General features: G+C 67.4%; 24 protein-coding genes. 23 read left to right on the forward strand and 1 reads right to left on the reverse strand.

Features of this window, described 5'->3' with window-relative positions; translation table 11 throughout:
• Nucleotides 1-68 precede the first annotated feature (68 nt).
• From C1H66_RS16860 to C1H66_RS16910, 11 genes are all read left to right on the forward strand, one after another.
• The gene (locus C1H66_RS16860) at nucleotides 69-3857 is read left to right on the forward strand and encodes a nitrate reductase subunit alpha (RefSeq protein WP_102629040.1); all 3789 of its coding nucleotides are present in this window, start codon (nucleotides 69-71) and stop codon (nucleotides 3855-3857) included.
• On the forward strand, nucleotides 3854-5410 hold the full coding sequence (gene narH, locus C1H66_RS16865; protein WP_102629041.1) for a nitrate reductase subunit beta: 1557 nt from the start codon (nucleotides 3854-3856) through the stop codon (nucleotides 5408-5410). The genes C1H66_RS16860 and narH overlap by 4 nt, the downstream gene beginning before the upstream one ends.
• Complete coding sequence (gene narJ, locus C1H66_RS16870) at nucleotides 5403-6173, forward strand: nitrate reductase molybdenum cofactor assembly chaperone (protein ID WP_102629042.1); 771 nt, start codon at nucleotides 5403-5405, stop codon at nucleotides 6171-6173. The genes narH and narJ overlap by 8 nt, the downstream gene beginning before the upstream one ends.
• Nucleotides 6174-6185: 12 nt before the next feature.
• Nucleotides 6186-6869 carry a respiratory nitrate reductase subunit gamma gene (gene narI, locus C1H66_RS16875; protein ID WP_102629043.1) on the forward strand — a complete coding sequence of 228 codons (684 nt, stop codon included), beginning with the start codon at nucleotides 6186-6188 and terminating at the stop codon, nucleotides 6867-6869.
• A 168-nt stretch (nucleotides 6870-7037) separates the two neighbouring features.
• Nucleotides 7038-7859 (forward strand): peptidylprolyl isomerase, encoded by an 822-nt coding sequence (locus C1H66_RS16880; RefSeq protein WP_102629044.1) that lies wholly within the window; start codon nucleotides 7038-7040, stop codon nucleotides 7857-7859.
• Nucleotides 7860-7872: 13 nt separating this feature from the next.
• Nucleotides 7873-8445 carry a molybdenum cofactor biosynthesis protein B gene (moaB, locus tag C1H66_RS16885; protein ID WP_102629045.1) on the forward strand — a complete coding sequence of 191 codons (573 nt, stop codon included), beginning with the start codon at nucleotides 7873-7875 and terminating at the stop codon, nucleotides 8443-8445.
• Nucleotides 8442-9707, forward strand: coding sequence for a molybdopterin molybdotransferase MoeA (locus C1H66_RS16890; RefSeq protein ID WP_102629046.1), 1266 nt, complete (start codon nucleotides 8442-8444; stop codon nucleotides 9705-9707). The genes moaB and C1H66_RS16890 overlap by 4 nt, the downstream gene beginning before the upstream one ends.
• Nucleotides 9673-10410 carry a Crp/Fnr family transcriptional regulator gene (locus tag C1H66_RS16895; protein ID WP_102629066.1) on the forward strand — a complete coding sequence of 246 codons (738 nt, stop codon included), beginning with the start codon at nucleotides 9673-9675 and terminating at the stop codon, nucleotides 10408-10410. Before C1H66_RS16890 ends, C1H66_RS16895 begins: the two co-directional genes overlap by 35 nt.
• Nucleotides 10411-10432: 22 nt before the next feature.
• Nucleotides 10433-10852 (forward strand): putative zinc-binding protein, encoded by a 420-nt coding sequence (locus C1H66_RS16900; protein WP_102629047.1) that lies wholly within the window; start codon nucleotides 10433-10435, stop codon nucleotides 10850-10852.
• A complete protein-coding gene (moaA, locus tag C1H66_RS16905; RefSeq protein WP_102629048.1) occupies nucleotides 10849-11838 on the forward strand; it encodes a GTP 3',8-cyclase MoaA in 990 nt (329 codons plus the stop codon). The genes C1H66_RS16900 and moaA overlap by 4 nt, the downstream gene beginning before the upstream one ends.
• Before the next feature lie 52 nt (nucleotides 11839-11890).
• Nucleotides 11891-13960: a prolyl oligopeptidase family serine peptidase gene (locus C1H66_RS16910; RefSeq protein WP_102629049.1), complete on the forward strand. Its 2070-nt coding sequence runs from the start codon at nucleotides 11891-11893 to the stop codon at nucleotides 13958-13960.
• Between the two features lie 18 nt (nucleotides 13961-13978).
• On the opposite strand, the gene apbC is transcribed toward C1H66_RS16910, so the two are convergent.
• Entirely contained in the window at nucleotides 13979-15088 is a 1110-nt protein-coding gene (apbC, locus tag C1H66_RS16915; protein WP_102629050.1) for an iron-sulfur cluster carrier protein ApbC, read from the reverse strand.
• A 394-nt stretch (nucleotides 15089-15482) separates the two neighbouring features.
• On the opposite strand from apbC, the gene C1H66_RS16920 reads away from it, so the two are divergent.
• From C1H66_RS16920 to C1H66_RS16975, 12 genes are all read left to right on the forward strand, one after another.
• On the forward strand, nucleotides 15483-16796 hold the full coding sequence (locus C1H66_RS16920) for an ABC transporter substrate-binding protein (RefSeq protein ID WP_205738687.1): 1314 nt from the start codon (nucleotides 15483-15485) through the stop codon (nucleotides 16794-16796).
• A gap of 447 nt (nucleotides 16797-17243) precedes the next feature.
• On the forward strand, nucleotides 17244-18176 hold the full coding sequence (locus C1H66_RS16925) for an ABC transporter permease (protein ID WP_102629052.1): 933 nt from the start codon (nucleotides 17244-17246) through the stop codon (nucleotides 18174-18176).
• A 45-nt stretch (nucleotides 18177-18221) separates the two neighbouring features.
• The gene (locus C1H66_RS16930) at nucleotides 18222-19091 is read left to right on the forward strand and encodes an ABC transporter ATP-binding protein (protein WP_102629053.1); all 870 of its coding nucleotides are present in this window, start codon (nucleotides 18222-18224) and stop codon (nucleotides 19089-19091) included.
• Between the two features lie 79 nt (nucleotides 19092-19170).
• Nucleotides 19171-19929: a GntR family transcriptional regulator gene (locus C1H66_RS16935; protein WP_205738688.1), complete on the forward strand. Its 759-nt coding sequence runs from the start codon at nucleotides 19171-19173 to the stop codon at nucleotides 19927-19929.
• Nucleotides 19926-21659 (forward strand): fumarate reductase/succinate dehydrogenase flavoprotein subunit, encoded by a 1734-nt coding sequence (locus C1H66_RS16940; RefSeq protein ID WP_102629055.1) that lies wholly within the window; start codon nucleotides 19926-19928, stop codon nucleotides 21657-21659. Before C1H66_RS16935 ends, C1H66_RS16940 begins: the two co-directional genes overlap by 4 nt.
• A gap of 34 nt (nucleotides 21660-21693) precedes the next feature.
• Entirely contained in the window at nucleotides 21694-21927 is a 234-nt protein-coding gene (locus C1H66_RS16945; RefSeq protein WP_102629056.1) for a 4Fe-4S dicluster domain-containing protein, read from the forward strand.
• An 8-nt stretch (nucleotides 21928-21935) separates the two neighbouring features.
• Nucleotides 21936-22895, forward strand: a complete 960-nt coding sequence (locus C1H66_RS16950; RefSeq protein WP_102629057.1) for a HEAT repeat domain-containing protein — start codon at nucleotides 21936-21938, stop codon at nucleotides 22893-22895.
• Nucleotides 22896-22975: 80 nt separating this feature from the next.
• Nucleotides 22976-23299 (forward strand): ferredoxin FdxA, encoded by a 324-nt coding sequence (gene fdxA, locus C1H66_RS16955; protein ID WP_102629058.1) that lies wholly within the window; start codon nucleotides 22976-22978, stop codon nucleotides 23297-23299.
• Nucleotides 23300-23481: 182 nt separating this feature from the next.
• Entirely contained in the window at nucleotides 23482-23796 is a 315-nt protein-coding gene (locus tag C1H66_RS16960; protein ID WP_102629059.1) for a DUF971 domain-containing protein, read from the forward strand.
• Nucleotides 23793-24806 carry a YeiH family protein gene (locus C1H66_RS16965; protein WP_102629060.1) on the forward strand — a complete coding sequence of 338 codons (1014 nt, stop codon included), beginning with the start codon at nucleotides 23793-23795 and terminating at the stop codon, nucleotides 24804-24806. The genes C1H66_RS16960 and C1H66_RS16965 overlap by 4 nt, the downstream gene beginning before the upstream one ends.
• A 64-nt stretch (nucleotides 24807-24870) precedes the next feature.
• Nucleotides 24871-25647, forward strand: a complete 777-nt coding sequence (locus C1H66_RS16970; protein WP_102629061.1) for a ferredoxin--NADP reductase — start codon at nucleotides 24871-24873, stop codon at nucleotides 25645-25647.
• A gap of 20 nt (nucleotides 25648-25667) precedes the next feature.
• Nucleotides 25668-25963 (forward strand): electron transfer flavoprotein subunit beta/FixA family protein (locus C1H66_RS16975; protein ID WP_423133107.1); only part of this gene is annotated, 296 nt, incomplete at its 3' end.

The following is a 25963-nucleotide window of genomic DNA, read 5'->3' on the forward strand; positions in this document are numbered from 1 at the left end:
CCACGCGGCACGGCGGGCCGGGTGGCCGGAAGCGGTCACACATCTTTCGAGGAGCCTGGAGAGCGACCATGAGTCACTTCATTGATCGGCTGAACTTCTTCCGCAAGACTCGCGAGCCCTTCGCCGACGACCACGGCGAGCTGCGCACGGAAACCCGCGGCTGGGAGGACGGCTATCGGCAGCGCTGGCAGCACGACAAGGTCGTGCGCAGCACCCATGGCGTCAACTGCACCGGTTCGTGCAGCTGGAAGATCTACGTCAAGAACGGCCTGGTCACCTGGGAGACCCAGCAGACCGACTACCCGCGCACCCGCCCGGACCTGCCCAACCACGAGCCGCGGGGCTGCCCACGCGGCGCCAGCTACTCCTGGTACCTGTACAGCGCCAACCGTCTCAAGCACCCGCTGATCCGCAAGCCCTTGCTCAAGCTGTGGCGCGAGGCCGTCGCCGAGAAGGGCGATCCCGTCGACGCCTGGGCCTCCATCGTCGAGGACCCGGCCCGGACCAAGCTATACAAGCGGGCCCGCGGCATGGGCGGTTTCGTGCGCGCCAACTGGGATGAGCTCAACGAGCTGATCGCGGCGTCCAACGTCTACACCGCCAAGCAGTACGGCCCGGACCGCATCATCGGCTTCTCGCCGATCCCCGCCATGTCCATGGTCAGCTACGCCGCGGGCAGCCGCTATCTGTCGCTGATCGGCGGCGTGTGCATGAGCTTCTACGACTGGTACTGCGACCTGCCGCCGGCCTCGCCGATGACCTGGGGCGAGCAGACCGACGTGCCCGAGTCCGCCGACTGGTACAACTCCGGGTACATCATCGCCTGGGGGTCCAACGTGCCCCAGACCCGCACCCCGGACGCCCACTTCTTCACCGAGGTGCGCTACAAGGGCACCAAGACCGTCTCGATCACCCCGGACTACGCCGAGGTCTCCAAGCTCACCGACGAGTGGCTCTCCGCCAAGCAGGGCACCGACGCGGCGCTGGCCATGGCCATGGGTCACGTCATCCTCAAGGAGTTCCACCTCGACAGGCCCAGCGCCTACTTCACCGACTACGTGCGGCGCTACAGCGACATGCCCTTCCTGGTCGAGCTCGAGGCCCGCGAGGACGGCAGCTACGCGCCGGGTCGCCAGATGCGCGCCAGCGACTTCGAGGCGAGCCTGGGCCAGGGCAACAACCCGGAGTGGAAGACCGTCGCCTGGGACGAGACCCGCGACCAGCTCGTCGTGCCGCGCGGCTCCATCGGCTTTCGTTGGGGTGAAAATAGCGGCGAGACCGGTGATGAGGTGGGCAAGTGGAACCTCGAGTCGCTGGACGCCGAAGGCACCGAGATCAAGCCGCTGCTGACCCTGGCCGAGCAGCATGACGAGGTGGCGAGGGTCGCCTTCCCCTACTTCGGCGGCATCGCCCACGAGCACTTCGACCATGTGAAGAGCGGCGGCGCCAGCGACGATCTGCTGTTCCACAGCCTGCCCGCCAAGCGCCTCAAGAAGGCCGACGGCAGCGACGTGCTGGCGGTGACCGTGTTCGACCTGATGTGCGCCAACTACGGCATCGACCGCGGTTTTGGAAAAGAAGGCGAGGACGACGGCGCCACCGCCTACGACCAGGTCAAGCCCTACACCCCGGCCTGGCAGGAGAAGATCACCGGCGTGCCCGCCGAGCAGGCCACCCGCATCGCCCGTGAGTTCGCCGACAACGCCGACAAGACCCGGGGGCGCAGCATGATCATCGTCGGTGCCGGCATGAACCACTGGTACCACATGGACATGAACTACCGCGGGCTAATCAACATGCTGGTCATGTGCGGCTGCATTGGCCAGAGCGGCGGTGGCTGGTCCCACTACGTGGGCCAGGAGAAGCTGCGTCCGCAGACCGGCTGGACCCCGCTGGCCTTCGGCCTCGACTGGCAGCGCCCGCCGCGCCACATGAACTCCACCTCCTTCTTCTACAACCACTCCTCCCAGTGGCGCTACGAGAAGCTGGAAATCAAGGAGATCCTCTCGCCGCTGGCCAGGGTCGAGGACTATCCCGGCAGCCTGATCGACTTCAACGTGCGCTCCGAGCGCATGGGCTGGCTACCTTCCGCCCCCCAGCTCGGCACCAACCCGCTCGGCCTGGCCAGGGACGCCAAGGCCGCCGGCCTGTCCACCGCCGACTACGCCGTGGACCAGCTGAAGCGTGGCAAGCTCGCCTTCGCCGCGGAGGATCCGGACGACCCCCGGAACTTCCCGCGCAACATGTTCATCTGGCGCTCCAACCTGCTGGGTAGCTCCGGCAAGGGCCACGAGTACATGCTCAAGTACCTGCTGGGCACTCGCCACGGCATTCAGGGCAAGGACCTGGGCGAGGCCGGCGGCCAGAAGCCGGAAGAGGTCAAGTGGCACGACGAGGCGCCGGAAGGCAAGCTCGACCTGCTGGTGACCCTGGACTTCCGCATGTCCACCACCTGCCTCTACTCGGACATCGTGCTGCCCACGGCGACCTGGTACGAGAAGGACGACCTCAATACCTCCGACATGCACCCCTTCATCCACCCGCTGACCGCGGCCACCGACCCGGCGTGGGAGTCGCGCAGCGACTGGGACATCTACAAGGGCATCGCCAAGGCCTTCTCCAAGGCGTGCGTGGGGCACCTGGGCGAGGAGACCGACCTGGTCACCCTGCCGCACCAGCACGACTCCCCCGCCGAGCTGGCCCAGGTCGAGGTCAAGGACTGGAAGCGCGGCGAGTGCGAGCCGATCCCCGGCAAGACCATGCCGGCGCTGATCGAGGTCAAGCGCAACTACCCCGAGACCTATGAGCGCTTCACCTCCGTGGGGCCGCTGCTCGAGAGCATCGGCAACGGCGGCAAGGGCATCGGCTGGAACACCGAGAAGGAGGTCGAGCTGCTCGGCAGGCTCAACCACCGCAAGCTGGACGGGCCGCACCAGGGACGGCCGCGGATCGAGTCCGCCATCGACGCCGCCGAGATGATCCTGGCGCTGGCGCCGGAGACCAACGGCCAGGTGGCGGTGAAGGCCTGGGAAGCCCTGTCGAAGATCACCGGGCGCGACCATACCCACCTGGCGCATCCCAAGGAGGAGGAGAAGATCCGTTTCCGCGACATCGTCGCCCAGCCGCGCAAGATCATCTCCAGCCCGACCTGGTCGGGCCTCGAGGACGAGCACGTCTCCTACAACGCCGGCTATACCAACGTCCACGAGCTGATCCCGTGGCGCACCGTCAGCGGTCGCCAGCAGTTCTACCAGGATCACCCCTGGATGCGCGCCTTCGGCGAGAGCCTGCTGGTCTATCGTCCGCCCATCGACACCAAGGCGGCGATCAGCCTGGCCGAGACGAAGGGCAACGGTAACCCGGAGATCGCCCTGAACTGGATCACCCCGCACCAGAAGTGGGGCATCCACTCCACCTACAGCGACAACCTGCTGATGCAGACCCTGTCGCGGGGCGGCCCCATCGTCTGGATGTCAGAGGATGACGCCGTGGCCATCGGCGTCGAGGACAACGACTGGATCGAGCTGTACAACGCCAACGGCGCCATCGCCGCCCGGGCGGTGGTCAGCCAGCGGGTCAAGAACGGCATGGCGATGATGTACCACGCCCAGGAGCGGATCCTGAACATGCCGGGCTCGGAGATCACCGGCACCCGCGGCGGCATCCACAACTCGGTGACCCGGGTATGCCCCAAGCCGACCCACATGATCGGGGGCTACGCGCAGCTGTCCTACAGCTTCAACTACTACGGCACCGTCGGCTCCAACCGCGACGAATTCGTCATCGTACGCAAGATGAAGAAGATCGACTGGCTGGATGGCGAGGGTAATGACACCGTGCAGGAGGCCGTGAAATGAAGATTCGTTCCCAGGTAGGCATGGTCCTCAACCTCGACAAGTGCATCGGCTGCCACACCTGCTCGGTGACCTGCAAGAACGTCTGGACCAGCCGCGAGGGCGTGGAGTACGCCTGGTTCAACAACGTCGAGACCAAGCCCGGTATCGGCTATCCCAAGGAGTGGGAGAACCAGCACAAGTGGAAGGGGGGCTGGCTGCGTCGCAAGGATGGCCGCATCGAGCCGCGCATCGGCGGCAAGTGGCGGGTGCTGGCGAACATCTTCGCCAACCCCGACCTGCCGGAGATCGACGACTACTACGAGCCGTTCACCTTCGACTACCAGCATCTGCACACCGCCAAGCAGAGCGACCACCAGCCCACCGCGCGGCCGCGTTCGCTGATCTCCGGCGAGCGCATGAACAAGATCGAGTGGGGCCCGAACTGGGAGGAGATCCTCGGCACCGAGTTCGCCAAGCGGCGCAAGGACGCGAACTTCGAGCAGATCCAGGCCGACATCTACGGCCAGTTCGAGAACACCTTCATGATGTACCTGCCGCGCCTGTGCGAGCACTGCCTCAACCCGACCTGCGTGGCGAGCTGCCCGAGCGGGGCGATCTACAAGCGCGAGGAGGACGGCATCGTCCTGATCGACCAGGACAAGTGCCGCGGCTGGCGGATGTGCATCTCCGGCTGCCCCTACAAGAAGATCTACTACAACTGGAAGACCGGCAAGTCGGAGAAGTGCATCTTCTGCTACCCGCGCATCGAGGCCGGCCAGCCGACCATCTGCTCCGAGACCTGCGTGGGTCGCATCCGCTACCTCGGCGTGCTGCTCTACGATGCCGACCGCATCGAGGAGGTGGCCAGCTCACCGGACGAGCGCGACCTCTATCACCGTCAGCGCGAGATCTTCCTGGACCCCCACGACCCGGAAGTGATCGCCCAGGCCAGGAAGGACGGCATCACCGACAACGTGATCAAGGCCGCCCAGGCCTCGCCGGTCTACAAGCTGGCCATGGACTGGGGCCTGGCGCTGCCACTTCACCCCGAGTATCGCACCCTGCCGATGGTCTGGTACGTGCCGCCGCTGTCGCCGATCCAGTCCGCCGCCGAGGCCGGCAAGGTCGAGTTCGACGGCGTGATGCCGAAGATCGAGTCGCTGCGCATCCCGGTCAAGTACCTGGCCAACATGCTCACCGCCGGTGAGGAGGCGCCCGTGGTGCTGGCGCTCAAGCGCCTGATGGCCATGCGCCTCTACATGCGCGGCAAGCACGTGGAAGGCCAGGCCGAGACCGAGGTGCTGGAGAGCGTCGGCCTGACCGAGGCCCAGGTGGAGGACATGTACCGCTACCTGGCCATCGCCAACTACGAGGACCGCTTCGTGATCCCCACCAGCCACCGTGAGATGGCCACCGAGGCCTTCCCGGAGCGCGGCGGCTGCGGCTTCAGCTTCGGCGATGGCTGCCACGGCGAGAGCGGCGACAGCCTGTTCGGCGGTCGCAAGACCACCACCACTCTGGTCAAGCCGGTGGAAACCTATGATCCGCAAGCCGAGGAGGTCGGTCATGGCTGAGGCAGCGATGCAACACCCCGCGACGGAGCCGGACATGCTGAGCCTGCGCGTGCTGGCCCGGTTGCTCGACTACCCGACCGAGGCGCTGCAGGCCGCGGCGCCGGAGATGATCGAGATCACCGATGCCGAACTCCGGCTACCGGCGACGCTGCGCACCGCCCTGATGGACTGGTGCCAGCGTCTGCTGGATGCCGACCTGATGGAGCTGCAGGCCGAGTACGTGGCGCTGTTCGATCGCGGGCGCAGCACCTCGCTGCTGTTGTTCGAACACGTCCACGGCGAGTCCCGCGACCGCGGCCAGGCCATGGTCGACCTGTTGGCCGAGTACCGCGCCGCGGGCTTCGAGCTCGACGCCCGTGAGCTGCCGGACTACCTGCCGCTGTTCCTGGAGTACCTCTCGACCCGACCGGAGGCCGACATCGGGCGCTGGCTGGGCGAGATCCGCCACATCCTGGCGCTGCTCGCCGCTCGGCTGGAGGAGCGCGACGCCGACCACGCCCTGGTGCCCCTGGCGCTGCTGGCGCTGATCGGTGCCGAGGCCGACGTCGCCGCCCACCGCGAGCGGGTCGTCGAGGAGCCCCGCGACGACACCCCCGAGGCGCTGGACGAGGTGTGGGAAGAGGAGGCGGTGCGTTTCTCCGCCGCGTCCGACCAGGACTGCGCCCTGCAGTCCGCCGAGGGACGCCGTCTCGCCGAGCGCAAGCGTGAGGTGCCCAGTGACCCCGTACGTATCATGCCTGGCACCGGCCCGGCTGCCAGCTGAAGGAGAATCGCCATGTTTTCCGAATACCTGCAACACCTGATCTACGGCTACTATCCGTATCTGGCCGGTACGGTGTTCCTGGTCGGCAGCCTGCTGCGCTACGACCATGGCCAGTACACCTGGAAGACCGGCTCCAGCCAGATGCTCTCGTCGAAGAACATGCGCCTGGCCAGCAACCTCTTCCATGTCGGCATCCTGGTGATCTTCTTCGGCCACCTGTTCGGCATGCTGACGCCCCACTGGGTCTATGCGCCCTTCCTGCATGCCGGCACCAAGCAGCTGCTGGCCATCGTGGTGGGCGGCATCGCCGGCACCATGTGCGTGGTGGGTGGCGCCATGCTGCTCTACCGTCGCCTGACCAATCCGCGGGTCAAGGCCTCGTCGAGCGTCATGGACAACGTCATCCTCGGGCTGATCGTCTTCCAGGCGGGGCTGGGCATGATCACCATCATCTTCTCGCTGGGCCACATGGACGGCGAGATGATGCTCACCCTGTCCAGCTGGGCGCAGTCCATCGTCTTCTTCAGCGGTGGTGCGGCCGATTACATGGCCGAGGTCTCCTGGATCTACAAGATCCATATCTTCATCGGCCTGACCATCATCCTGCTGTTCCCCTTCTCTCGGCTGGTCCACGTCTGGAGCGTGCCCTTCGGCTATGTGACGCGCCGTTACCAGCTGGTCCGCCGCCGGGGCTGAGACAGGCCTTGCCCACACCTCCGGCAGGGGCGCCGGGGGCAGGGCGAAGAGGAGGTCCTACGCCAGGGATGGCGTCGGTAGCGCCCAGGGAGGGGTTCACAGCGCCTCCTCGCAGCCCTGCCGCCGGAACAGCCCCTCCTGTCAGAAAAGCATCAAGGATTAACCGCCATGCAGAAGATCGATATCGAACAGATCCCGGGGGGCGCCAGCCCCCCGCCCATCCGGGTCGGCGAGGCCACCATCGAGGAGGCCGCCATCGCCCAGGAGATGCAGTACCACCCGGCGGACAGCGCCGGCACTGCCCAGCTCAAGGCGGCCCGTGCGCTGGTGGTGCGCGAGTTGCTGCGCCAGCGCGCCGCGGCCCTGGGCCTGAGTGATGCGGTCAATGGCGAACTCGACGAGGCCGATGCCGCCATCGCCGAGTTGCTGGAGCAGGAGCTGGACGTGCCGGACCCCGCCGAGGCGGATTGCCGGCGCTTCCACGCCGCCCATCCCGAGCGCTTCAGCGAGCCCACCCGCCTGCGGGTACGCCACATGCTGCTGGCCGCGGCCCCGGACGATGCCGAGGCCCGCGATGCCGGCTATCGCCTGGGCGAGACGCTGATCCGCGAGCTGCAGGCAGTGCCCGAGCGCTTCACCGAGTTCGCCCAGCGCCACTCGGCGTGCCCGTCGAAGGAGCAGGGTGGCGAGCTGGGCTGGCTGGCCCCGGGACAGACCGTCGCCGAGCTCGACCGTGCCCTGCAGCACCTGCCCGAGGGCCTCCATGAACGGCCGCTGGCCTCGCGCTACGGCTGGCACCTGGTCAGCATCGACGAGCGTGTCGAGGGGCGCGAGCTGCCCTATGAGCGGGTCGCCGAGCATGTCCGTCACAGCCTGCGCGAACAGGCCACCCGCCGTGCCCTGCGCCACTACCTGCTGGCGCTGGAGGCCGAGATCGGCGTCGAGGGGGTCACCCTGGACGACGATGCCGGCCGTTCATTGATGCAGTGACGGAGGATTCCCGATGGCCCATGTGCATGCCGAGGCCCCCTTCGTGCCGCTGGGCATGGCGGTGCTGACCGTCTCCGATACCCGCGGCTTCGACGCGGACGGCAGCGGCGACCTGCTCAGCGGCCGCCTGACCGAGGCCGGCCACGGCCTGGTGGCGCGCTGCATCGTGCCCGATGACGTCTACCGCATCCGCGCGGTGATCTCCGAGTGGGTGGTGCGCGACGACATCCAGGCGATCCTGGTCAACGGCGGTACCGGCTTCACGCCCCGCGACACCACCCCCGAGGCGCTCTCGCCGCTGTTCGACAAGGCCATCGACGGCTACGGCGAGCTGTTCCGCCAGCTCTCCTTCGCGGCCATCGGCAGCTCGACGATTCAGTCCCGGGCCGTGGCGGGGGTGGCCAACCGTACGTTGATCTTCGCCATGCCGGGCTCGCCGAAGGCCTGCGCCACCGCCTGGGACGGCATCGTCAAAGCCCAGCTCGACGCCCGCACCCGGCCCTGCAACTTCGTCGCCATGGTGCTGCCAGAGGCCGGACGCTGCACGAGCCGCCAGTCGTCCGGCCGGGCTGGAGCCGTGATATGAACTGCGGTTGCGCGGAGGTCGTCACCCCGGGCCTGCTCGATCTCTTCGAGGCCCGTGCCCGGCTGATCGAGGCCGCGGTGCCGGTCGCGGGCAGCGAGCGCCTGGCGCTGGCCGGGGCCACCGGCCGCGTGCTCGCCGAGGACGTCATGGCGGCGCTGGACCTGCCGGGCGTCGACAACTGCGCCATGGACGGCTACGCCCTGTGCCTGGCCGATCTCGAGGACGCCAGGGCGAAGGATTGTGGCCTGACGATGGCACAGCGGGTGCCCGCCGGCGCCGGGGTGCTGCACCTGCCGCCAGGTGGCTGTGCGCGCATCTTCACCGGGGCGCCGGTGCCGCTGGGCGCCGACGCCGTGGTGCCCCAGGAGCGCACCCGGCTCGATGCCCGGGGGCACGTGCATGTCGAGGGGGCGGTGTCGGCCGGCGCCAATATCCGCCGTCGTGGCGAGGAGACCCGTGCCGGCGAGCGGCTGCTAGCCGCCGGCACGCGCCTGGCCCCGGCGGCCATCGCCCTGCTGGCCAGCCACGGCATCGCCGAGGTCCCGGTGCGCCCGCGCCTCACGGTGGCGCTGATCTCCACCGGCGACGAGCTGATCGAGCCGGGCTCGCCCCGGGGGCCGGGGCAGGTCTACAACAGCAACGCCGCCATGCTGCGTGCCCTGCTGGCGCAGCAGCAGTGCGCGGTGCTCGACCTGGGCATCGTCGGCGACACGGTCCCGGCCCTGCGCGAGGCGTTCATCGTCGCGCGGGGCAGCGCCGACCTGGTGATCTGCACCGGCGGCGTCTCGGTGGGCGAGGAGGATCATGTGCGTCCGGTGCTCGAGCGCCTGGGGGGTATCGCCTTCCACGGCGTGGCCGTCAAGCCCGGCAAGCCCTTCGCCTTCGGCTGGCTGGGCCCCGATGCCGAGCGCGGCACGCCGCTGATCGGCCTGCCCGGCAACCCGGTGGCCTCGCTGGTCGGCTGGCAGTGGCTGGCGCTGCCCTTCGTGCACGGTCGCCAGGGCCGTGCCCCGGCGCCGCTGCAGTACTACCCGGTGGTGGCCGGTTTCTCGCAGCGCGGCGCGCGCGGGCGCCGCGAACTGTTGCGGGTGGTGCTCGACTGGACCGGCGGCGCCCCCGTGGCGTTCCTCGCGGGCGGTCAGGGCTCGCATATGCTCGGTGCCGCCAGCCAGGCCCACGGTTACCTGATGATCGAAGCCGATACCCACGTGGAGGAAGGGAATGCCCATGGATTCTGTCCCGTCGCCCAGTTCCTCGACTGAGCTGCTGTTCCGGCCCCGGCAGCTGCGTGACCTGGTGCACGGGGTGCCCTGGCTCTCGGCACTCGACGACGACGAGGTCGACGCCCTGCTGGCGGCCTCGGAGGTGCGCCACCTGAAGAGCCGCGAATGGCTGTTCCGCCAGGACGCCCCGGCGCACTGGCTCTACATCGTCATAAGCGGGGTGGTCAGGCTGGTGCGCGACACCATCGACGGCCGCCAGGCGACCATCCGTTGCGTGGAGCGTGGCGGACCCCTGGGCCAGCTGAGCATGGTGTCCAGCGAGGGCGTCTACCTCTATTCCACCGAGGCGCTGCGCCGCACCCACGTGCTGGCGATTCCCGCCCCCCGCTGCCGTGCGCTCATGGACACCCACCCGGCCTGCCGGGCGGAGTTCATGAGCCGCCTGGCCCTGGAACTCACCGAACGCCTGGAGGACATGGCGCTGCTGACCCAGGCCGACGCCATGGCACGGCTGGTCAGCTATATCCTGCGCCAGTTGCCCGGCAGTCGTGCCAAGGGACCGCGGGTGGTGCGGTTGACCATTCCCAAGCGCTGGCTGGCCGCCCAGCTGGCCATGACCCCGGAGACCCTGTCGCGCCTGCTCGGCAAGCTGCGTGACAGTGGTGCCATCAACATCGACCGTCAGCGGCTGGTGGTACTCGACGAGCAGAAACTGCGCGACACCCTGCTGACCGACGACTGAACCCCGCAACGAGGGAGGCGAGATGTCCCGCAAAGCGAATCGGCCACGCGCCCTGGTCTATGCCTGCTCCGGCTGCTCCGACGTGGCCCAGCTGGCCAACGAGGTGGCCCTGCGGCTCGACCACGCCGGCGTGGCGGAGATGTCCTGCATCGCCGGGGTGGGCGGCGGCGTACCGCCCCTGGTGCGCACCGCCCGCTCCGGGCGCCCGATCGTGGCCATCGACGGCTGCCAACTGCACTGCGCCAGCCACTGCCTGGCGAACGCCGGGGTGACCCCCACCGAGCACGTCAGGCTCTACGACCAGGGCCTGCGCAAGCGCAAGGGTCGCCTCTACGGCGAGGTGACCATCGCCGAGGTCACCGAGGGCGTGGGCGAACTGATCGCCCGGCTGCCGATGGACCGGACGATGCGCGACGCGTCGACGGCGGAGTGCCCCTCATGACCTCCCTGGTCGACGGCTTCGGCCGTGCCATCCGCTACCTGCGGCTCTCGGTCACCGACCGCTGCGACTTCCGCTGCGTCTACTGCATGGCCGAGCAGATGACCTTCCTGCCCCGCGCCCGGGTGCTGACCCTCGAGGAGATGGCCACCCTGTGCCGGGCCTTCGTCGAGCTCGGCGTGGAGAAGATCCGCCTCACCGGCGGCGAGCCGCTGGTGAGGCGGGGCATCGGCGAGCTGGTACATGAGGTCGGGGCGCTGCCGGGGCTGCGCGACTTCGCCATGACCACCAACGGCGCCGGCCTGGTCAAGCACGCCAGGGCACTGCGCGACGGGGGCCTGACGCGCCTCAATATCAGCCTGGATACCCTCGACCCGGGACGCTTCCGTGCCCTGACCCGTACCGGCGAGCTGGCCCGGGTGCTCGACGGCATCCGCGCGGCCCGCGACGCCGGCTTCGAGAGCATCAAGCTCAATGCGGTGATCCTCAAGGGGCGCAACGACGACGAGGTGCTCGACCTGGTGGCATTCGCCAGGGCGGAGAAGGTGGATATCAGCTTCATCGAGGAGATGCCGCTGGGCCGGGTCACCGGCCATGACCGGGCCGAGACCTTCTGCGGCAGCGATGCGGTACGCGCGACCATCGAGACCCGCCATGCCCTGGTGCCCACCACCGAGAGCACCCTGGGGCCGTCGCGCTATTTCCGCATGCCCGACAGCGATAGTCGGATCGGCTTTATCTCCCCCCACAGCCACAACTTCTGCGATGCCTGCAACCGCGTGCGGGTCACCGCCGAGGGTCGCCTGCTGCTGTGCCTCGGCAACGAGCACTCGCTGGACCTGCGCGGCCTGATGCGTCGCCACCCCGGTGACCGCGAGCGCCTCAAGGCGGCCATCGTCGCCGCCATGACCCGCAAGCCCGAGCGCCATCACTTCACCACCGACGGCGAGGTGCAGGTGGTGCGCTTCATGAACATGACCGGCGGCTAGGAAGGGACGACTCTGCTAGGGTGAGGCGATCATCCAGCGCAGGAGAGCCGACATGCCGAGCCATTCCACCACAGGCCCTGACCGGGAGGCGGCCGACCCCCATCGCTGGCTGGAAGAGGTCGAGGGCGCGCGCGCCCTGGCCTGGGTGGAAGCGCGCAACGCCGAGAGCCAGGCGCGGCTGGCCGATTCCGGCTTCGCCGCCCTGCGCGACGACCTGCTGGCGATCCTCGAGGCCGACGACCGCATCCCCTTCGTGGTCAAGCGCGGCGCGCACTACTACAACTTCTGGCAGGACAAGGATCATCCGCGGGGGCTGTGGCGGCGCATCACGCCGGCGGAGTACCGCCAGCCTCAGCCGGCCTGGGAGGTGCTGCTCGACCTCGACGCCCTCAACGCCGCCGAGGGCGAGAACTGGGTGTGGCACGGCGCCCATTGCCTCAAGCCACGCGACCCGGACGCGCCCTGGCGCCACTGCCTGATCGCGCTGTCGCGGGGTGGCGCCGACGCCGACGTGACCCGCGAGTTCGACCTCGTCGAGAAGCGCTGGGTCGACGACGGCTTCTTCCGCGCCGAGGCCAAGGGGGGGCTCGCCTGGATCGACCATGACAGCGTCTACGCCTACACCGACTTCGGCGAGGGCTCGCTGACCGCCTCGGGCTACCCGCGCCTCGTCAAGGCGTGGCGGCGCGCCACCCCGCTCGCCGAGGCCACCACGGTGTTCGAGGGCAATGCCGATGACATGGTGGTGGGCGCCATGCGCGACCATACTCGCGGCTACGAGCGCGACTTCGTCAGCCGCGCCCGGGCCTTCTACGACAACGAGCTCTACCTGCGCGAGCCGGATGGCACCCTGCGCAAGGTCGAGGCGCCGAACTCGGCCCGCAAGCAGGTACACCGGCGCTGGCTGACCCTGGAGCTGCGCGAGCCCTGGACGCTCGACGACACGACCCATCCGGCGGGGGCGCTGCTGGCCGCCGACTTCAACGCCTTCATGGCCGGCGAGCGCGACTTCCGGGTGCTGTTCACGCCGACCGAGTGCACCTCCCTGGCGGATGCCACCTGGACCCGTCACCACCTCGTGCTCAATGTCCTCGACGACGTCAGGAACCGGCTCCTTGTGCTCACCCCCGGCGACGGCGAGTGGTCGTGCGAGCCGCTGGCCGGGGCGCCCGAGCTCGGCACGGTGAGCCTGAGCGCGGTGGACGACGAGGAGTCCGACGAGGTGTTCATGGTGGTCAGCGACTACCTTACGCCGACCACGCTCTACCACGGCCGGGTCGGCGAGGTACCGCAGCCGCTCAAGCAGGCGCCGGCGCTGTTCGACGCCACGGGGCTCACCGTCAGCCAGCACTTCGCCACCAGCCGGGACGGCACCCCGGTGCCGTACTTCCTGGTGGGCAGGGAGGGTGTCGAGGCCAACGGCGCCAACCCGACCCTGCTCTATGGCTACGGCGGCTTCGAGATCTCGCTGCTGCCGTCCTACAGCCCCGGGGTGGGGCGCGGCTGGCTCTCCCGGGGCGGCGTCTACGTGGTCGCCAATATCCGCGGCGGCGGCGAGTACGGGCCGCGCTGGCACCAGGCCGCGCTGCGGGAGCATCGCCACAAGGCCTTCGAGGACTTCGCCGCGGTCGCCGAGGACCTGATCGCCCGCGGCATCACCTCACCCCGGCACCTGGGAATCCAGGGCGGCTCCAACGGTGGCCTGCTGGTGGGCAACATGCTGGTGAAGTATCCCCGGCTGTTCGGCGCCGTGGTCTGCCAGGTGCCGCTGCTCGACATGCGCCGCTACCACGAGTTGCTCGCCGGCGCGTCGTGGATGGCCGAATACGGCGATCCCGACGGCGACGACTGGGCCTTCCTGCGCGGGTATTCGCCCTACCACAACCTCGACGCCGCGGCGGACTACCCGCCGCTGCTGCTGATGACCAGCACCCGCGACGACCGGGTCCATCCCGGCCACGCCCGCAAGATGATGGCGCGGATGCGCGAGCAGGGGCACCCGGTGCTCTACTACGAGAACATCGAGGGCGGCCACGGCGGCGCCGCCGACAACCGTCAGCGGGCCCATATGCAGGCGCTGGCCTACACCTTCCTCGAGCAGACGCTGTTCGCCGGCGGCTGAGCCGGCGCCGCCCGGGTCTCAGGCCTCCGTCATCAGGATGCGGGGGCCGGCCACGAGCGGGGAAGAGGGCTGCCGGGCGAGACGGGCGCTCACTCGCCTGGCGACATCGCGATAGATCGTCGCCAGGTCACCCTCGGGGTCGGCGATCACCGTGGGTCGGCCGCCATCGGCTTCCTCGCGAATGCGGATATCCAGCGGCAGGGCGCCGAGCAGGTCCACGCCATACTGCCGTGCCATGCGCTGCCCGCCCCCATGGCCGAAGATGGGCTCCTCATGACCGCACCGGCTGCAGAGGTGGGTGCTCATGTTCTCGATCAGGCCCAGCACGGGCACATCGACCTTCTCGAACATGCGCAGCCCCTTGCGGGCATCCAGCAGGGCGATGTCCTGGGGGGTGGTGACGATGACGGCGCCGCTGATCGGCACCTTCTGCGCCAGGGTCATGGGGATGTCGCCGGTGCCGGGGGGCAGGTCGATGATCAGGTAGTCCAGCTCGCGCCAGTTGGTGTCGGTCAGCAGTTGGGTCAGGGCGCGGGTCACCATGGGCCCGCGCCAGATCACCGGGGAGTCCTCCTCGATCAGAAAGCCGATCGACATGGCCTGTAGCCCGTGCCCCTCCATGGGCTCCATGCGCTTGCCGTCCGGCGACTCGGGCTTGCCACTCAGGCCCAGCATGTGCGGCTGGCTGGGGCCATGGATATCCGCATCGAGGATGCCGGTCCGGGCCCCCTCGGCGGCCAGGGCGAGGGCCAGGTTGACGGCTGTCGTCGATTTGCCGACGCCCCCCTTGCCCGAGGCCACGGCGATGATGTTCTTGATATCGGGCAGTAGCGAGAGCCCGCCCCGGGTGGTCGGGACGGCGACCTTCCAGCTCACCTCGACGTCGACCTGCGAGGCCTCGGTCGCGTTCCGGATCGTTTCAGCCAGGGCGCTGGCACAGGCCTGCCGGTGGCCGCGGGCAGGGTAGGGCAGTTCCACCCTGACGCGTACCCGTTCCTCCTCGACCGAAATCCCTTTCAGGGCACCGGCGGTCACCAGGTCCTGCACCAGGTAGGGGTCTTGCCATTCCTTGATAATGCTTTCAATGGCGTTAACACCATCGGTGACTTCAGCGGCTGGATATGTCATCGGAAATCCCCCTTTATTGGTCATTCGATTCTAGCGTTATTTTCCATAGGGTCTCCACCTGTTTCGATTTCTGCACTTGTTATAGTTGTCTTCATTTTCAAGATCTTCATTGCTCCAGAATGATGCCGCAAGCAGTAAGTTCGCACCACCCATGGGCAAGGAGGGGTGAGATGAGCGATGGGGGATATCGGTGGCATGTCTGATTTTTATCTTTATTAACAGCAGGGTGTCGCTGTGATGGTGGGATATGGCACGAGGGCTGCAGAATAATGGTGGAGGTAATGACTGGTTAGTACAAGTACATCAAACAACAAGGTGACTGGGCATGAAGCATGGGAAGAATCGACTTGCGAGCTGTCTGGCTGGATCATTGATTCTCGTCAGCGGAGGGGTGGTGGCCGATACGATACGCATCGGTATCGGTCACCAGAGTATGGTGACCAACACCGTCTCGGGAGGCATCGTTCTCGAGAAGCTGGGCTTGATCGAAAAGTACCTGCCCACCGACGGAGACTATGCCGATGCCGAGTACGAGATCATCTTCCGGGATTACGACTCCGGGCCACCCATCACCAACCAGATGTTGGCCGGCAATCTGGAGTTCGGCGTCATGGGGGACTATCCGCTGATCGTCAATGGTGCGCGTTTTCAGGAGACCGGGCGACACCAGACGCGCCTTGTCGCCATCACGGGTTACAATTTACAGGGAACCGGCAATGGCATCGTGGTGCCGGTCAGCTCCTCCGTCCACTCCCTGGCGGAGCTGGCCGGCCAGCGTATCTCCACCCCGGTGGGCAGTGCCGCCTGGGGCATGACCCTGAAGGCACTGCGTGATGCGGGCCTCGAAGGCCAGATCTCGATCGTGGATCAGAGCCCGCCCGTAGGGGTCGCCAACATCGCCGGTAACCGAATCGATGCCCATGCCGACTTCGGGCCCTGGTCCGAGGTCATGGAGTTCCGCGGTACCGGGCGCAAGATCTACGACGGCAGTGAGGCGCAGGTGCCCACCTTCCACGGCATGGTCGTCAGGGAGGCTTATGCCGAGCAGTATCCCGAGGTGGTCGAGGCCGTGCTCCAGGCGACCCTGGAGGCCCAGGCGTGGATTGTCGAAGACCCCATGAGGGCCGCGGTCGAGCTCGCCGAGTGGACGGGCATGGCCAAGGAGGTGCTCTACCTCTACCTGAGCGAGGGTGGCATCACCACCCAGGACGCGACCATCAAGCCGGCGTGGGTGGAGGCACTGGAGTATGACCACCAGCTGCTGCAGGACGAGATGAACATTCCTGACCTGGACTTCGCTTCCTGGGTGGATGATCAGTATGTCCGCAACGCCTACGAGGCGAGGGGGCTCGATTACGCCGCGGCCCTGGACACCATGGTGACGCCCGTCGCCAGTGATCCCGAGCTGAGCCCCGCCCAGATCTGGTATGCCGACGCGGGTGTCGTCGAGTTCGATAGCCTGGCGGACATGGTGGCGGCCTATCGTGAAGCGAGTGCCGATGGCAGGGAGATATATGCCTGTTATGTCTATGACCATCTGACGGGAATGAAGATGTTCGGCAAGGCAGCCTTCCTGGCCGAAAGCGATGATGGTGATATGGCCGCCTTCATGAAGCTTGCCGATTCCGAAGTGTTCGCCGATGAACACGGGGGGAGAGTCGTCGCTCTGTCCGAACAGGTAGAAGAGGCCATTGCCATGGCCAACTGAGGGCCCGTAGTCGTTAAGTCCGGTATCACGACAAGAGCGTGAGGAGGTGGTGATGGCCATCTTCTCACGTTTTTTTGTCTATTTTTGCTTGGCATCGGGACTCAAGCGCCAAGTCTCACTTGTACTAGTTGTCCTGTCGCTGGTCGATTGATTTCAATAAATGGCTTCAAGATTGGTGCCTGAACTTGTTCATTCGCACCACGGATGAGCGAGGGCATGTCAGTTTAAATGGCAGAAGTCGATGGAGGGGAAGTGGGGGATGTCTTGTAAAACATAGGGATAGATTGGTTTTGATGGGACTTGGCACGGCTGATGCAACTATATGGGTAAATGACATGACCTGTTAGTACAAGATGCTCCAGGTGGCAGCTAGAACAATAACCGATATGGGCCGATACCCGGCAATGATCCGGAGCAAGGCAACTCCCCGTGGCAGGAGATAACCCGATGAGCGTGAAACCAGGACCTTTCCAGGCATCGTCAGCCGTCGTGCCATCCAGCACCGGCGAGCGTGGCGTGATTCAAGCCGATGGAGCCGCAACGGAGACCGTGGTAGGCACCGACGCCGTGGGGGCGGCGGTCGAGGCATCTCACGCCAGGTTGCCGGCGAACTGGCGGCGCTATCTGGTGCGTATCGCCGCTCTCGTGGTGGCCGTGATGATCTGGCACCTGGCCGCGGTGAATGACCTGAATCTCTACCTGCGCTTCGAGAACGTGCCCAATCCCGTGGTGGTCGGCACCGAGTTCATCGCCCAGCTGAGTAGCCAGACCTTCTACCTGCACATTCTGCACAGCATGGAGCGTATCGCCATCGCCTATGGTCTGGCCGTGGTGATCGGTATCGCCCTCGGCGTGATGATGGGGCGCTCACGTTTCGCCGAGGACATCATCCTTCCCTATATCGAGATCCTTCGCCCCATCCCGGCGGTGGCCTGGATTCCCCTGGCGATCCTGATGATGCCGACCGAGCAGGCCAGCATCGTGTTCATTACCTTCCTCGGTGCGCTCTTTCCGATCGTGCTCAACACCGTGCATGGGGTCGAGCAGACGCCCAAGGTGCTGGTGCGCGCCGCCCGTAGCCTGGGCGCCAGCAACGCCGCCATTCTCCGGCATGTGGTCTTGCCCGGTGCCCTGCCGAGCATCGTCGCCGGCCTGGCCATCGGCATGGGGGTGGCGTGGTTCTCCCTGCTGGCCGGCGAGATCATCAGCGGCCAGTACGGCATCGGCTACTTCACCTGGTCCGCTTACACGCTCGTCGAATATCCAAAAATCATCATCGGCATGCTGGTGATCGGGGGCCTCGGTTCGCTGTGCACCCTGCTGGTTCGCAAGGGCTGCGCGCCACTGCTGCGCTGGCAGAAGGAAGCGGGCCGGTCCTGAACCTGCCGGCGGTTCCCCCATCGACTCATATCCAGGAGCGGATCCATGACCACAGCTGCCACCACTCATCACTCGGCCGTCCTCGAACACCGTGACCGTTTTCGTCCTCGTCAGGCAGCCGGCAAGGGGCATGTCAGCGTGCGCAATGTCGACATCGTCTTCGACACCCACCATGGCCCCCACACCGCGGTTCAGGGGGCGCAGCTCGAGATCCAGCCGGGTGAATTCGTCTGCCTGCTGGGCCCGTCGGGCTGCGGCAAGTCGACCCTGATGAATGTCGTCGCCGGCTTCGTCAAGCCCCGGCACGGGGAACTGCTGGTCGACGGCCAGCCGGTGGCCGGGCCCGGCCCCGATCGCGGCATGGTGTTCCAGCAGCACTCGCTGTTTCCCTGGAAGACGGTCAAGGACAACGTCGCCTTCGGCCCGCTGATGGCCGGAGTCGGCCCCCGGGAGGCCGAGAGCGTTTCACGGACCTTCCTGTCGCTGGTGGGCTTGTCCGGCTATGCGGACGCCTACCCCTCCACCCTGTCGGGCGGGATGCAGCAGCGGGTGGGCATCGCGCGGGCCCTGGCCAACTATCCCAGCGTGCTGCTGATGGACGAGCCCTTCGGCGCCCTGGATGCCCAGACCCGCACCATGATGCAGGAGAACCTGCTGGAGATCTGGAGCGAGTTTCGCAACACGGTGCTGTTCGTCACCCACGACATCGACGAGGCGATCTTCCTCTCCGACCGCATCGTGGTCATGAGTGCCAGCCCTGGCCGAATCATCGCCGATATCCGCGTCAAGCTGGAGCGCCCCCGCCAGGCCGAGTTGCTGACCAGTCCGGCGTTCATGGCGCTGAAGCGCGAATGCCTGGCGTTGATACGCGAACAGACGCTGCATGCCTTCGAGCAACAGAACCGGAAGCACTGAGCGCCCACCGGCCCGAGCCACACCGGGTCGCCCACTCCCTTTTCAACGTCATGACATGTCATGACAAGACGAGATGGCCATGAAAAGTCCCGAACTCAAGCTGCAGCCCGGTGAGTCGCCCCAGCCGCTCTACGTGCAGATTCGCGATGCCCTGCGCCGCCAGATCCTGGAGGGCAGCTATGCCCCCCACGAGCGGCTGCCGTCCGAGAACGCGTTGATGAAGACCTTCGCGGTGAGCCGCATCACCATCCGCCAGGCGCTGCGCGACCTGCACAACGAGGGGCTGGTCTTCAGCGCCCAGGGCAAGGGGACCTTCGTCAGCAAGCCCAAGGCGGTGCAGAACGTGCAGCGGCTACAGGGCTTCGGCGAAGCCATGTCGGCCCAGGGGTACGAGGCCACCGCACGCCTGCTGAGCCTCCAGGAGTGCCGGGCGCCCAAGGCGGTGGCCGTGGCCCTGGCACTGTCGCCCGGCGAGGAGGTGGTGGAGATCAAGCGGGTCCGCTACCTCAACCGCGAGCCTGTCTCCATCGAAAACAGCTACTTCCCCATGGATATCGGCCGCCGCCTGTTCGGCCAGGACCTCTCCGGCGACATCTTCCCGATGCTGGAGAATCTCTTCGCCATCCCCCTGGGGGCGGCGGATATCGCCATCGACTCGACGCTGGCCGACGAGGAGTGCCAGTACCACCTCAACCTGAAGACCGGCGAGCCCGTGCTGCGCGTCGAGCGCCTCACCTATGACGCGGCGGGCCGGCCGGTCGACTTCGAATACCTCTGCTTCAGGGGTGACGCTTTCAAGTACCAGTTCCGCGTGGATCGGAAATCGGAGGAATCATGAACGTGAACGACATCCCAGTCATCGATACCGACGTCCTGGTCATCGGCGGGGGCACCGCCGGGCCCATGGCGGCGGTGACCGCCAAGGAGCAGAACCCCGGCCTCCGGGTGATCCTGCTCGAGAAGGCCAACGTCAAGCGCAGCGGCGCCATCTCCATGGGCATGGACGGGCTCAACAACGCCATCGTGCCGGGCCATGCCACGCCGGAGCAGTACGTCAAGGAGATCACCATCGCCAACGACGGCATCGTCCATCAGCCGGCCCTGATGGCCTATGCCCAGCGCTCCTTCCCGATGATCGAGAAACTCGACTCCTGGGGGGTGCACTTCCAGAAGGACGAGACCGGCGACTACGACATGAAGAAGGTCCATCACCTCGGCACCTATGTGCTGCCGATGCCGGAGGGCCACAACGTCAAGAAGATCCTCTACCGGCGCCTGCGTCGCAACCGGGTGGAGATCGAGAACCGTTTCCAGGCCACTCGGCTGCTCAAGGATGACCAGGGCCGCATCGCCGGCATGGTCGGCGTCAACACCCGCACCGCGGAACCGATCATCATCCGCGCCAAGGCGGTGATCATGGCCACCGGCGCCGCCGGGCGCATCGGCCTGCCGACCTCCGGCTACCTGTTCGGGACCTACGAGAATCCGGCCAACAATGGCGATGGCCATGCCATGGCCTACCATGTCGGCGCCGACCTGGCGAACCTGGAGTGCTTCCAGATCAACCCGTTGCTCAAGGACTACAACGGCCCGGCCTGTGCCTATGTCACCGGCCCCCTGGGCGGCTTCACCTCCAATGCCTACGGCGAGCGCTTCATCGAGTGCGACTACTGGTCGGGCCAGATGATGCTCGAGTTCTTCAAGGAGCTCGAGTCCGGCAGCGGCCCGGTGTTCCTCAAGCTGGACCATCTCGCCGAGGAGACCATCCAGGAGATCGAGACGGTCCTGCACACCAACGAGCGACCGTCCCGCGGTCGCTTCCACGACGGCCGCCATACCGACTACCGCAGCCGCATGGTGGAGATGCATATCTCCGAGATCGGCTTCTGCAGCGGCCACTCCGCCTCGGGGGTGTGGGTCGACGAGACCGGCGCCACCACGGTGCCCGGGCTCTATGGCGCCGGCGACATGGCCTCGGTGGCCCACTCCTACATGCTCGGCGCCTTCGTCTACGGCCAGATCTGCGGCGAGAGCGCCGCGGCGTTCGCCGCCGAACGCGAGGTACCCACCCTCGACGAGGCCTATATCGCCGCGGAACTCGAGCGCATCCGGGCGCCGCTGGCGGTCACCGACGGCATTCCGCCCGCCCAGATGGAGTACAAGGTGCGCCGGCTGGTCAACGACTACCTCCAGCCACCCAAGGTGACCCGCAAGATGGAGATCGGCCTGGAGCGGATCCTCGCCGTGCGCGAGGACCTGCCCAGGCTCTGCGCCGCCGACCCCCACGAGCTGCTGCGGGCCCTGGAGGTGCAGTCGATCATCGATTGCGCCGAGATGGCCGCCCGGGCCTCGCTCTTCCGCACCGAATCGCGCTGGGGGCTCTACCACTACCGCGTCGACTACCCGGAGCAGAACGAGCAGGACTGGTTCTGCCACAGCCGTCTCTACAAGGACGAGCACGGCAACATGGCCAGCGGCACACGGCCGGTGGCCCCCTATATCGTCGAGCTCGGCGAAGAGAAGGACGCCTACCAGAAGCTGCGCGTCAAGAAAGCCGCCAACGCCTGAGCGCCTCCGCCGACCCGCTGCAAGGAGAAATGACATGCCCACCGCCAACCAACGCACCAGCGTTCCCGTCATCGTCGACGAGGAGAAGTGCATCGCCGACAAGGGCTGCACCGTCTGCATCGATGTCTGCCCGCTCGACGTGCTGTGGATCAACCCCGAGACCGGCAAGGCCCACATGAAGTACGACGAGTGCTGGTACTGCATGCCCTGCGAGGCCGACTGCCCGACCGACGCCGTCACCGTCGACATCCCCTATCTGCTGCGCTGAGGTGAAAGATGACCCATTACGCCGATCCCGAACTGCAGGCGCTGGCCGAACGGCTCGCCTCCGACGACCCGGGCATCCGCCGTGTGGCGGTGCTGGGGCTGGTCGACTCCGGTGAGCCGGAAGCGGCCGAGCTGCTGGTCCAGGCCCTCAAGGATCCCGACGCCTCGGTACGCCAGGAGGCGGCCAAGGTGGTCGACGAGTTCGATGCCGAGGATATCGCCGACTCGCTGATCGCCGCCCTGAGCGACAGCGACGAGGTGGTGCGCAACGGCGCGGCCCATGCCCTGGCCGACCTCAAGGACCCCAGCGCCGCACCGCCGCTGCTGGCCGCCCTGGCGGAGAGCCGCGACCCCTTCGTGGTGGCCGGCATCCTGCGTGCCCTCAAGCCGCTGCGGGTCAGCGAGGCCCAGGCGCCGGCCCTGGCACGCCTGGAGGATGCCGATCCCCGGGTGCGCCGCGAGGCGGTGGCAGTGCTCGGCTGGCTCAAGGCCGAGGCGAACCTGCCGGCGCTGATCGGGCGTGCCCGGGACGACGTCGATCCCGAGGTGAGGCGTGCCGCCACCGGCACCCTGGTCTATGCCGCGGCGGAGCGGGTCGGTCCGGCCCTGGTCGAGGGGCTCGGCGATGGCCACTGGCAGGTGCGCTGCGAGGCGGCCACCGGCATCGGCAAGCTGGACTACCAGCAGGGCCTGGCGGCGCTGATCGAGGCCAGCCGCGATGCCACCTGGCAGGTCCGCGAGAAGGCCGCCGATGCCCTGGGGCGGCTCGGCTCCACCGCCGCCATCCCCGCCCTGGGCGTGTGCGCCGAGGATCCGATGAGCAACCTGCGCAAGGCGGCGATCGGGGCCCTGGGGGCGATCGCCGACCCCGCGTGCCGCCCCTTCATCGAGAGGGCCATGGATGACCCGGACCCGGACGTGCGCAAGCTGGCCCGCTGGGCCCAGTCGCAACTGGACAACGCCGCCTGAGGACACGCCGGCCGAACGAGCAGGGCCCTCACCCTGCTCTGCCGATGGCAGGTCCGAGCCGCCTGTAGAGGAGTCAAGCCATGACCTTTGTCGTTACCGAGAACTGCATCCGCTGCAAGTACACCGACTGTGTCGAGGTGTGCCCGGTGGACTGCTTCCACGAGGGGCCCAATTTCCTGGTCATCGATCCGGTGGCCTGTATCGACTGCTCGCTGTGCGTACCGGAGTGCCCGGCGGATGCCATCGTCGCCGATGACCAGTTGCCCGCGGACCAGGCCCATTTCCTCGAGATCAATGCCGAACTGGCCGAGGTATGGCCGGTGATCAGCGAGACCCGCTCACCCCTGGGCGAGGCCGACCACTGGGTCGACCGGGGCGAGAAGCTGCAGTACCTGGAGCGCTGACCCATGCGCCAACTTGTCATGACGAGTTGCCTCGTGCGCGTTGCCCTGCTGGCCGTCGTGCTGGGCGCCACCGTCAGCGACAGCGCCCGGCCGATGAGCGAGGTCAGCGTCTCGCCGCCTGCGCCGGAGGTGCCGGCCCTGTGCCTGCGCGACCGCCCCGGGAATCATCCAAGGAGACCGTCATGTCTGCACTGCCCGAGATCGTCCCGCCGCCGCTGGAGGTTCGCCTGAACCGGCGGGAGAGACACCTGGAACTGAGCTGGCCAGAGGGCCACCGCAGCCGTATCAGCTGCCTGACCCTGCGCATGGCCTGTGCCTGTGCGAGCTGCACCCAGGCGCAGCGTCGCGGCCGGCTGACGCTCTACGACGTCGACATCACCATCGACAAGGTAGCGCTGTTCGGCGTCAGCGGTCTGCAGCTGTTCTTCTCCGACGGCCACGACCGCGGGCTCTACCCCTGGGCCTACCTGCGCGAGCTGGGGGAGGCCCAGCCATGAACGGGCCCGTACCGGTGGCCGTGTCGCCGCCATGGGAGGCGCTCAAGCGCCACTACCCTGGCGTGGCCCTGTGCGGAGTGCTGGCCCTGGCCGGCAGCTTCCTGGCCGAACACTATGGCGCCCCGGCGCTGCTGCTGGCCTTGCTGCTGGGCTTCGGCTTCTCCGGCCAGGCGCGTGAAGCGCGGCTGCTGGCGGGGGTCGGCTTCTGCGCGCGGCGGGTGCTGCGCCTGGGGGTCGCCCTGCTCGGCGCGCGGATCGGCCTGGCCCAGCTTCAGGAGGTGGGCCTGCTGCCCTTGCTGGTGGTGCTGGTCAGTGTCCCCCTGATCCTGGGATTGGCCCTCTGGCTGGGACGCTGGCTGGGGCTGCCCTCGACGCACAGCCTGGTGGGCGGGGCGGCCGTGGCCATCTGCGGCGTCTCGGCGGCGGTGGCGGTGGCCGCCGCGCTACCGGCGGGCCGGCTCGAGGAGCGCCGCCTGCTCGGCGTGGTGGTCTGTGTCACCGCACTCGGCACCCTGGCCATGCTGGCCTATCCCCCGCTGGTCGCGATGCTGGGTTACGGCGACGCCCAGGCCGGCCTGTTTCTCGGCGCCACCATCCACGACGTGGCCCAGGCGGCCGGGGCGGGTTACCTGGTCTCCGACGCGGCCGGTGACGTGGCGACCCTGACCAAGCTGCTGCGGGTGGCGCTGCTGGTGCCGCTGGTGCTGCTGATCGGCCTGCTGCTGCGGCGCGGGCAAGGCGAGGGTGGGGTGTTCCCCTGGTTCCTGCTCGGTTTCGTCGCCCTGTTCGTCCTCAACAGCCTCGAGCTGCTCTCGCCGGCGCTACGCGAGGGGTTGGTGACGGCCTCCCACTGGTGCCTGCTGGTCACCATGGCGGCACTCGGCATGCGCACCTCGATAGGCGACGTGCTCACCCAGGGCTGGCGCCCGCTGCTGCTGCTGGTGCTGCTCAGCGGAGCCCTGGCGCTGCTGGTCATGACGCTGCTGGCGTGGCTGTCGCCCATCGCCTGACGACACTCGACCGACATTTTCGCTTCACGCATCCGCGGATGCACAACCCCTGGAGGGAATCACCATGGCTGCCATCGCCACTGCCAATGTGCTCAGCGTTCACCACTGGAACGACACCCTGTTCAGCTTTCGGACCACGCGCGACCAGGCGCTGCGCTTCGAGAACGGCCACTTCGTGATGATCGGCCTCGAGGTCGCGGGCAAGCCGCTGATGCGCGCCTACAGCATCGTCAGCGCCAACCACGACGACTACCTGGAGTTCCTGAGCATCAAGGTGCCCGATGGCCCGCTGACCTCGCGCCTGCAGCACCTCCAGGTGGGCGACCAGATCATGGTCAGCCGCAAGCCGGTGGGCACCCTGGTGATCCACGACCTGACCCCGGCCAGGCATCTCTACCTGCTGAGTACCGGTACCGGCCTGGCGCCGTTCATGAGCATCATCAAGGACCCCGAGGTCTACGAACGCTTCGACAAGGTGGTGCTGGTGCACGGCGTGCGCTACGTCAGCGAGCTGGCCTACCACGACCACATCACCCGCGAGCTGCCCGAGCACGAATTCCTCGGCGAGGAGATCCGCGACAAGCTGATCTACTACCCCACCGTGACCCGCGAGCCGTTCCGCCACCAGGGGCGCATCACCACCCTGCTGGCGAGCGGCAAGCTCTGCGAGGACATCGGCCTGCCCCAGCTCGACCGTGAGACCGACCGGGTGATGCTGTGCGGTAGCCCCGGCATGCTCCACGAACTCACCACCATGCTCGACGACTGGGGCTTCCAGGCCAGCCCCCAGCAGGGGGAGCCGGGCGACTATGTCATCGAACGCGCCTTCGTCGAAAAATGAGTGATAGCCAGGAGAGAACCATGAAGATCCTCGTCGCGGTCAAGCGCGTCATCGACTACAACGTCAAGATCCGGGTCAAGCCGGACCATTCCGACGTCGACCTGACCAACGTCAAGATGGCCATGAACCCCTTCTGCGAGATCGCCGTGGAAGAGGCGGTGCGCCTCAAGGAGCGCGGGGTGGCCAGCGAGGTCGTGGCCGTGACCGTCGGCCCCAGGGCCGCCCAGGAGCAGCTGCGCACCGCGCTGGCGCTGGGCGCCGACCGCGCCGTGCATGTCGATACCTCAGCCGAGACCGACGCGCGGGTCGAGTCGCT

The sequence above is a fragment of the Halomonas heilongjiangensis genome (assembly GCF_002879645.1).
GTDB lineage: Bacteria > Pseudomonadota > Gammaproteobacteria > Pseudomonadales > Halomonadaceae > Halomonas > Halomonas heilongjiangensis.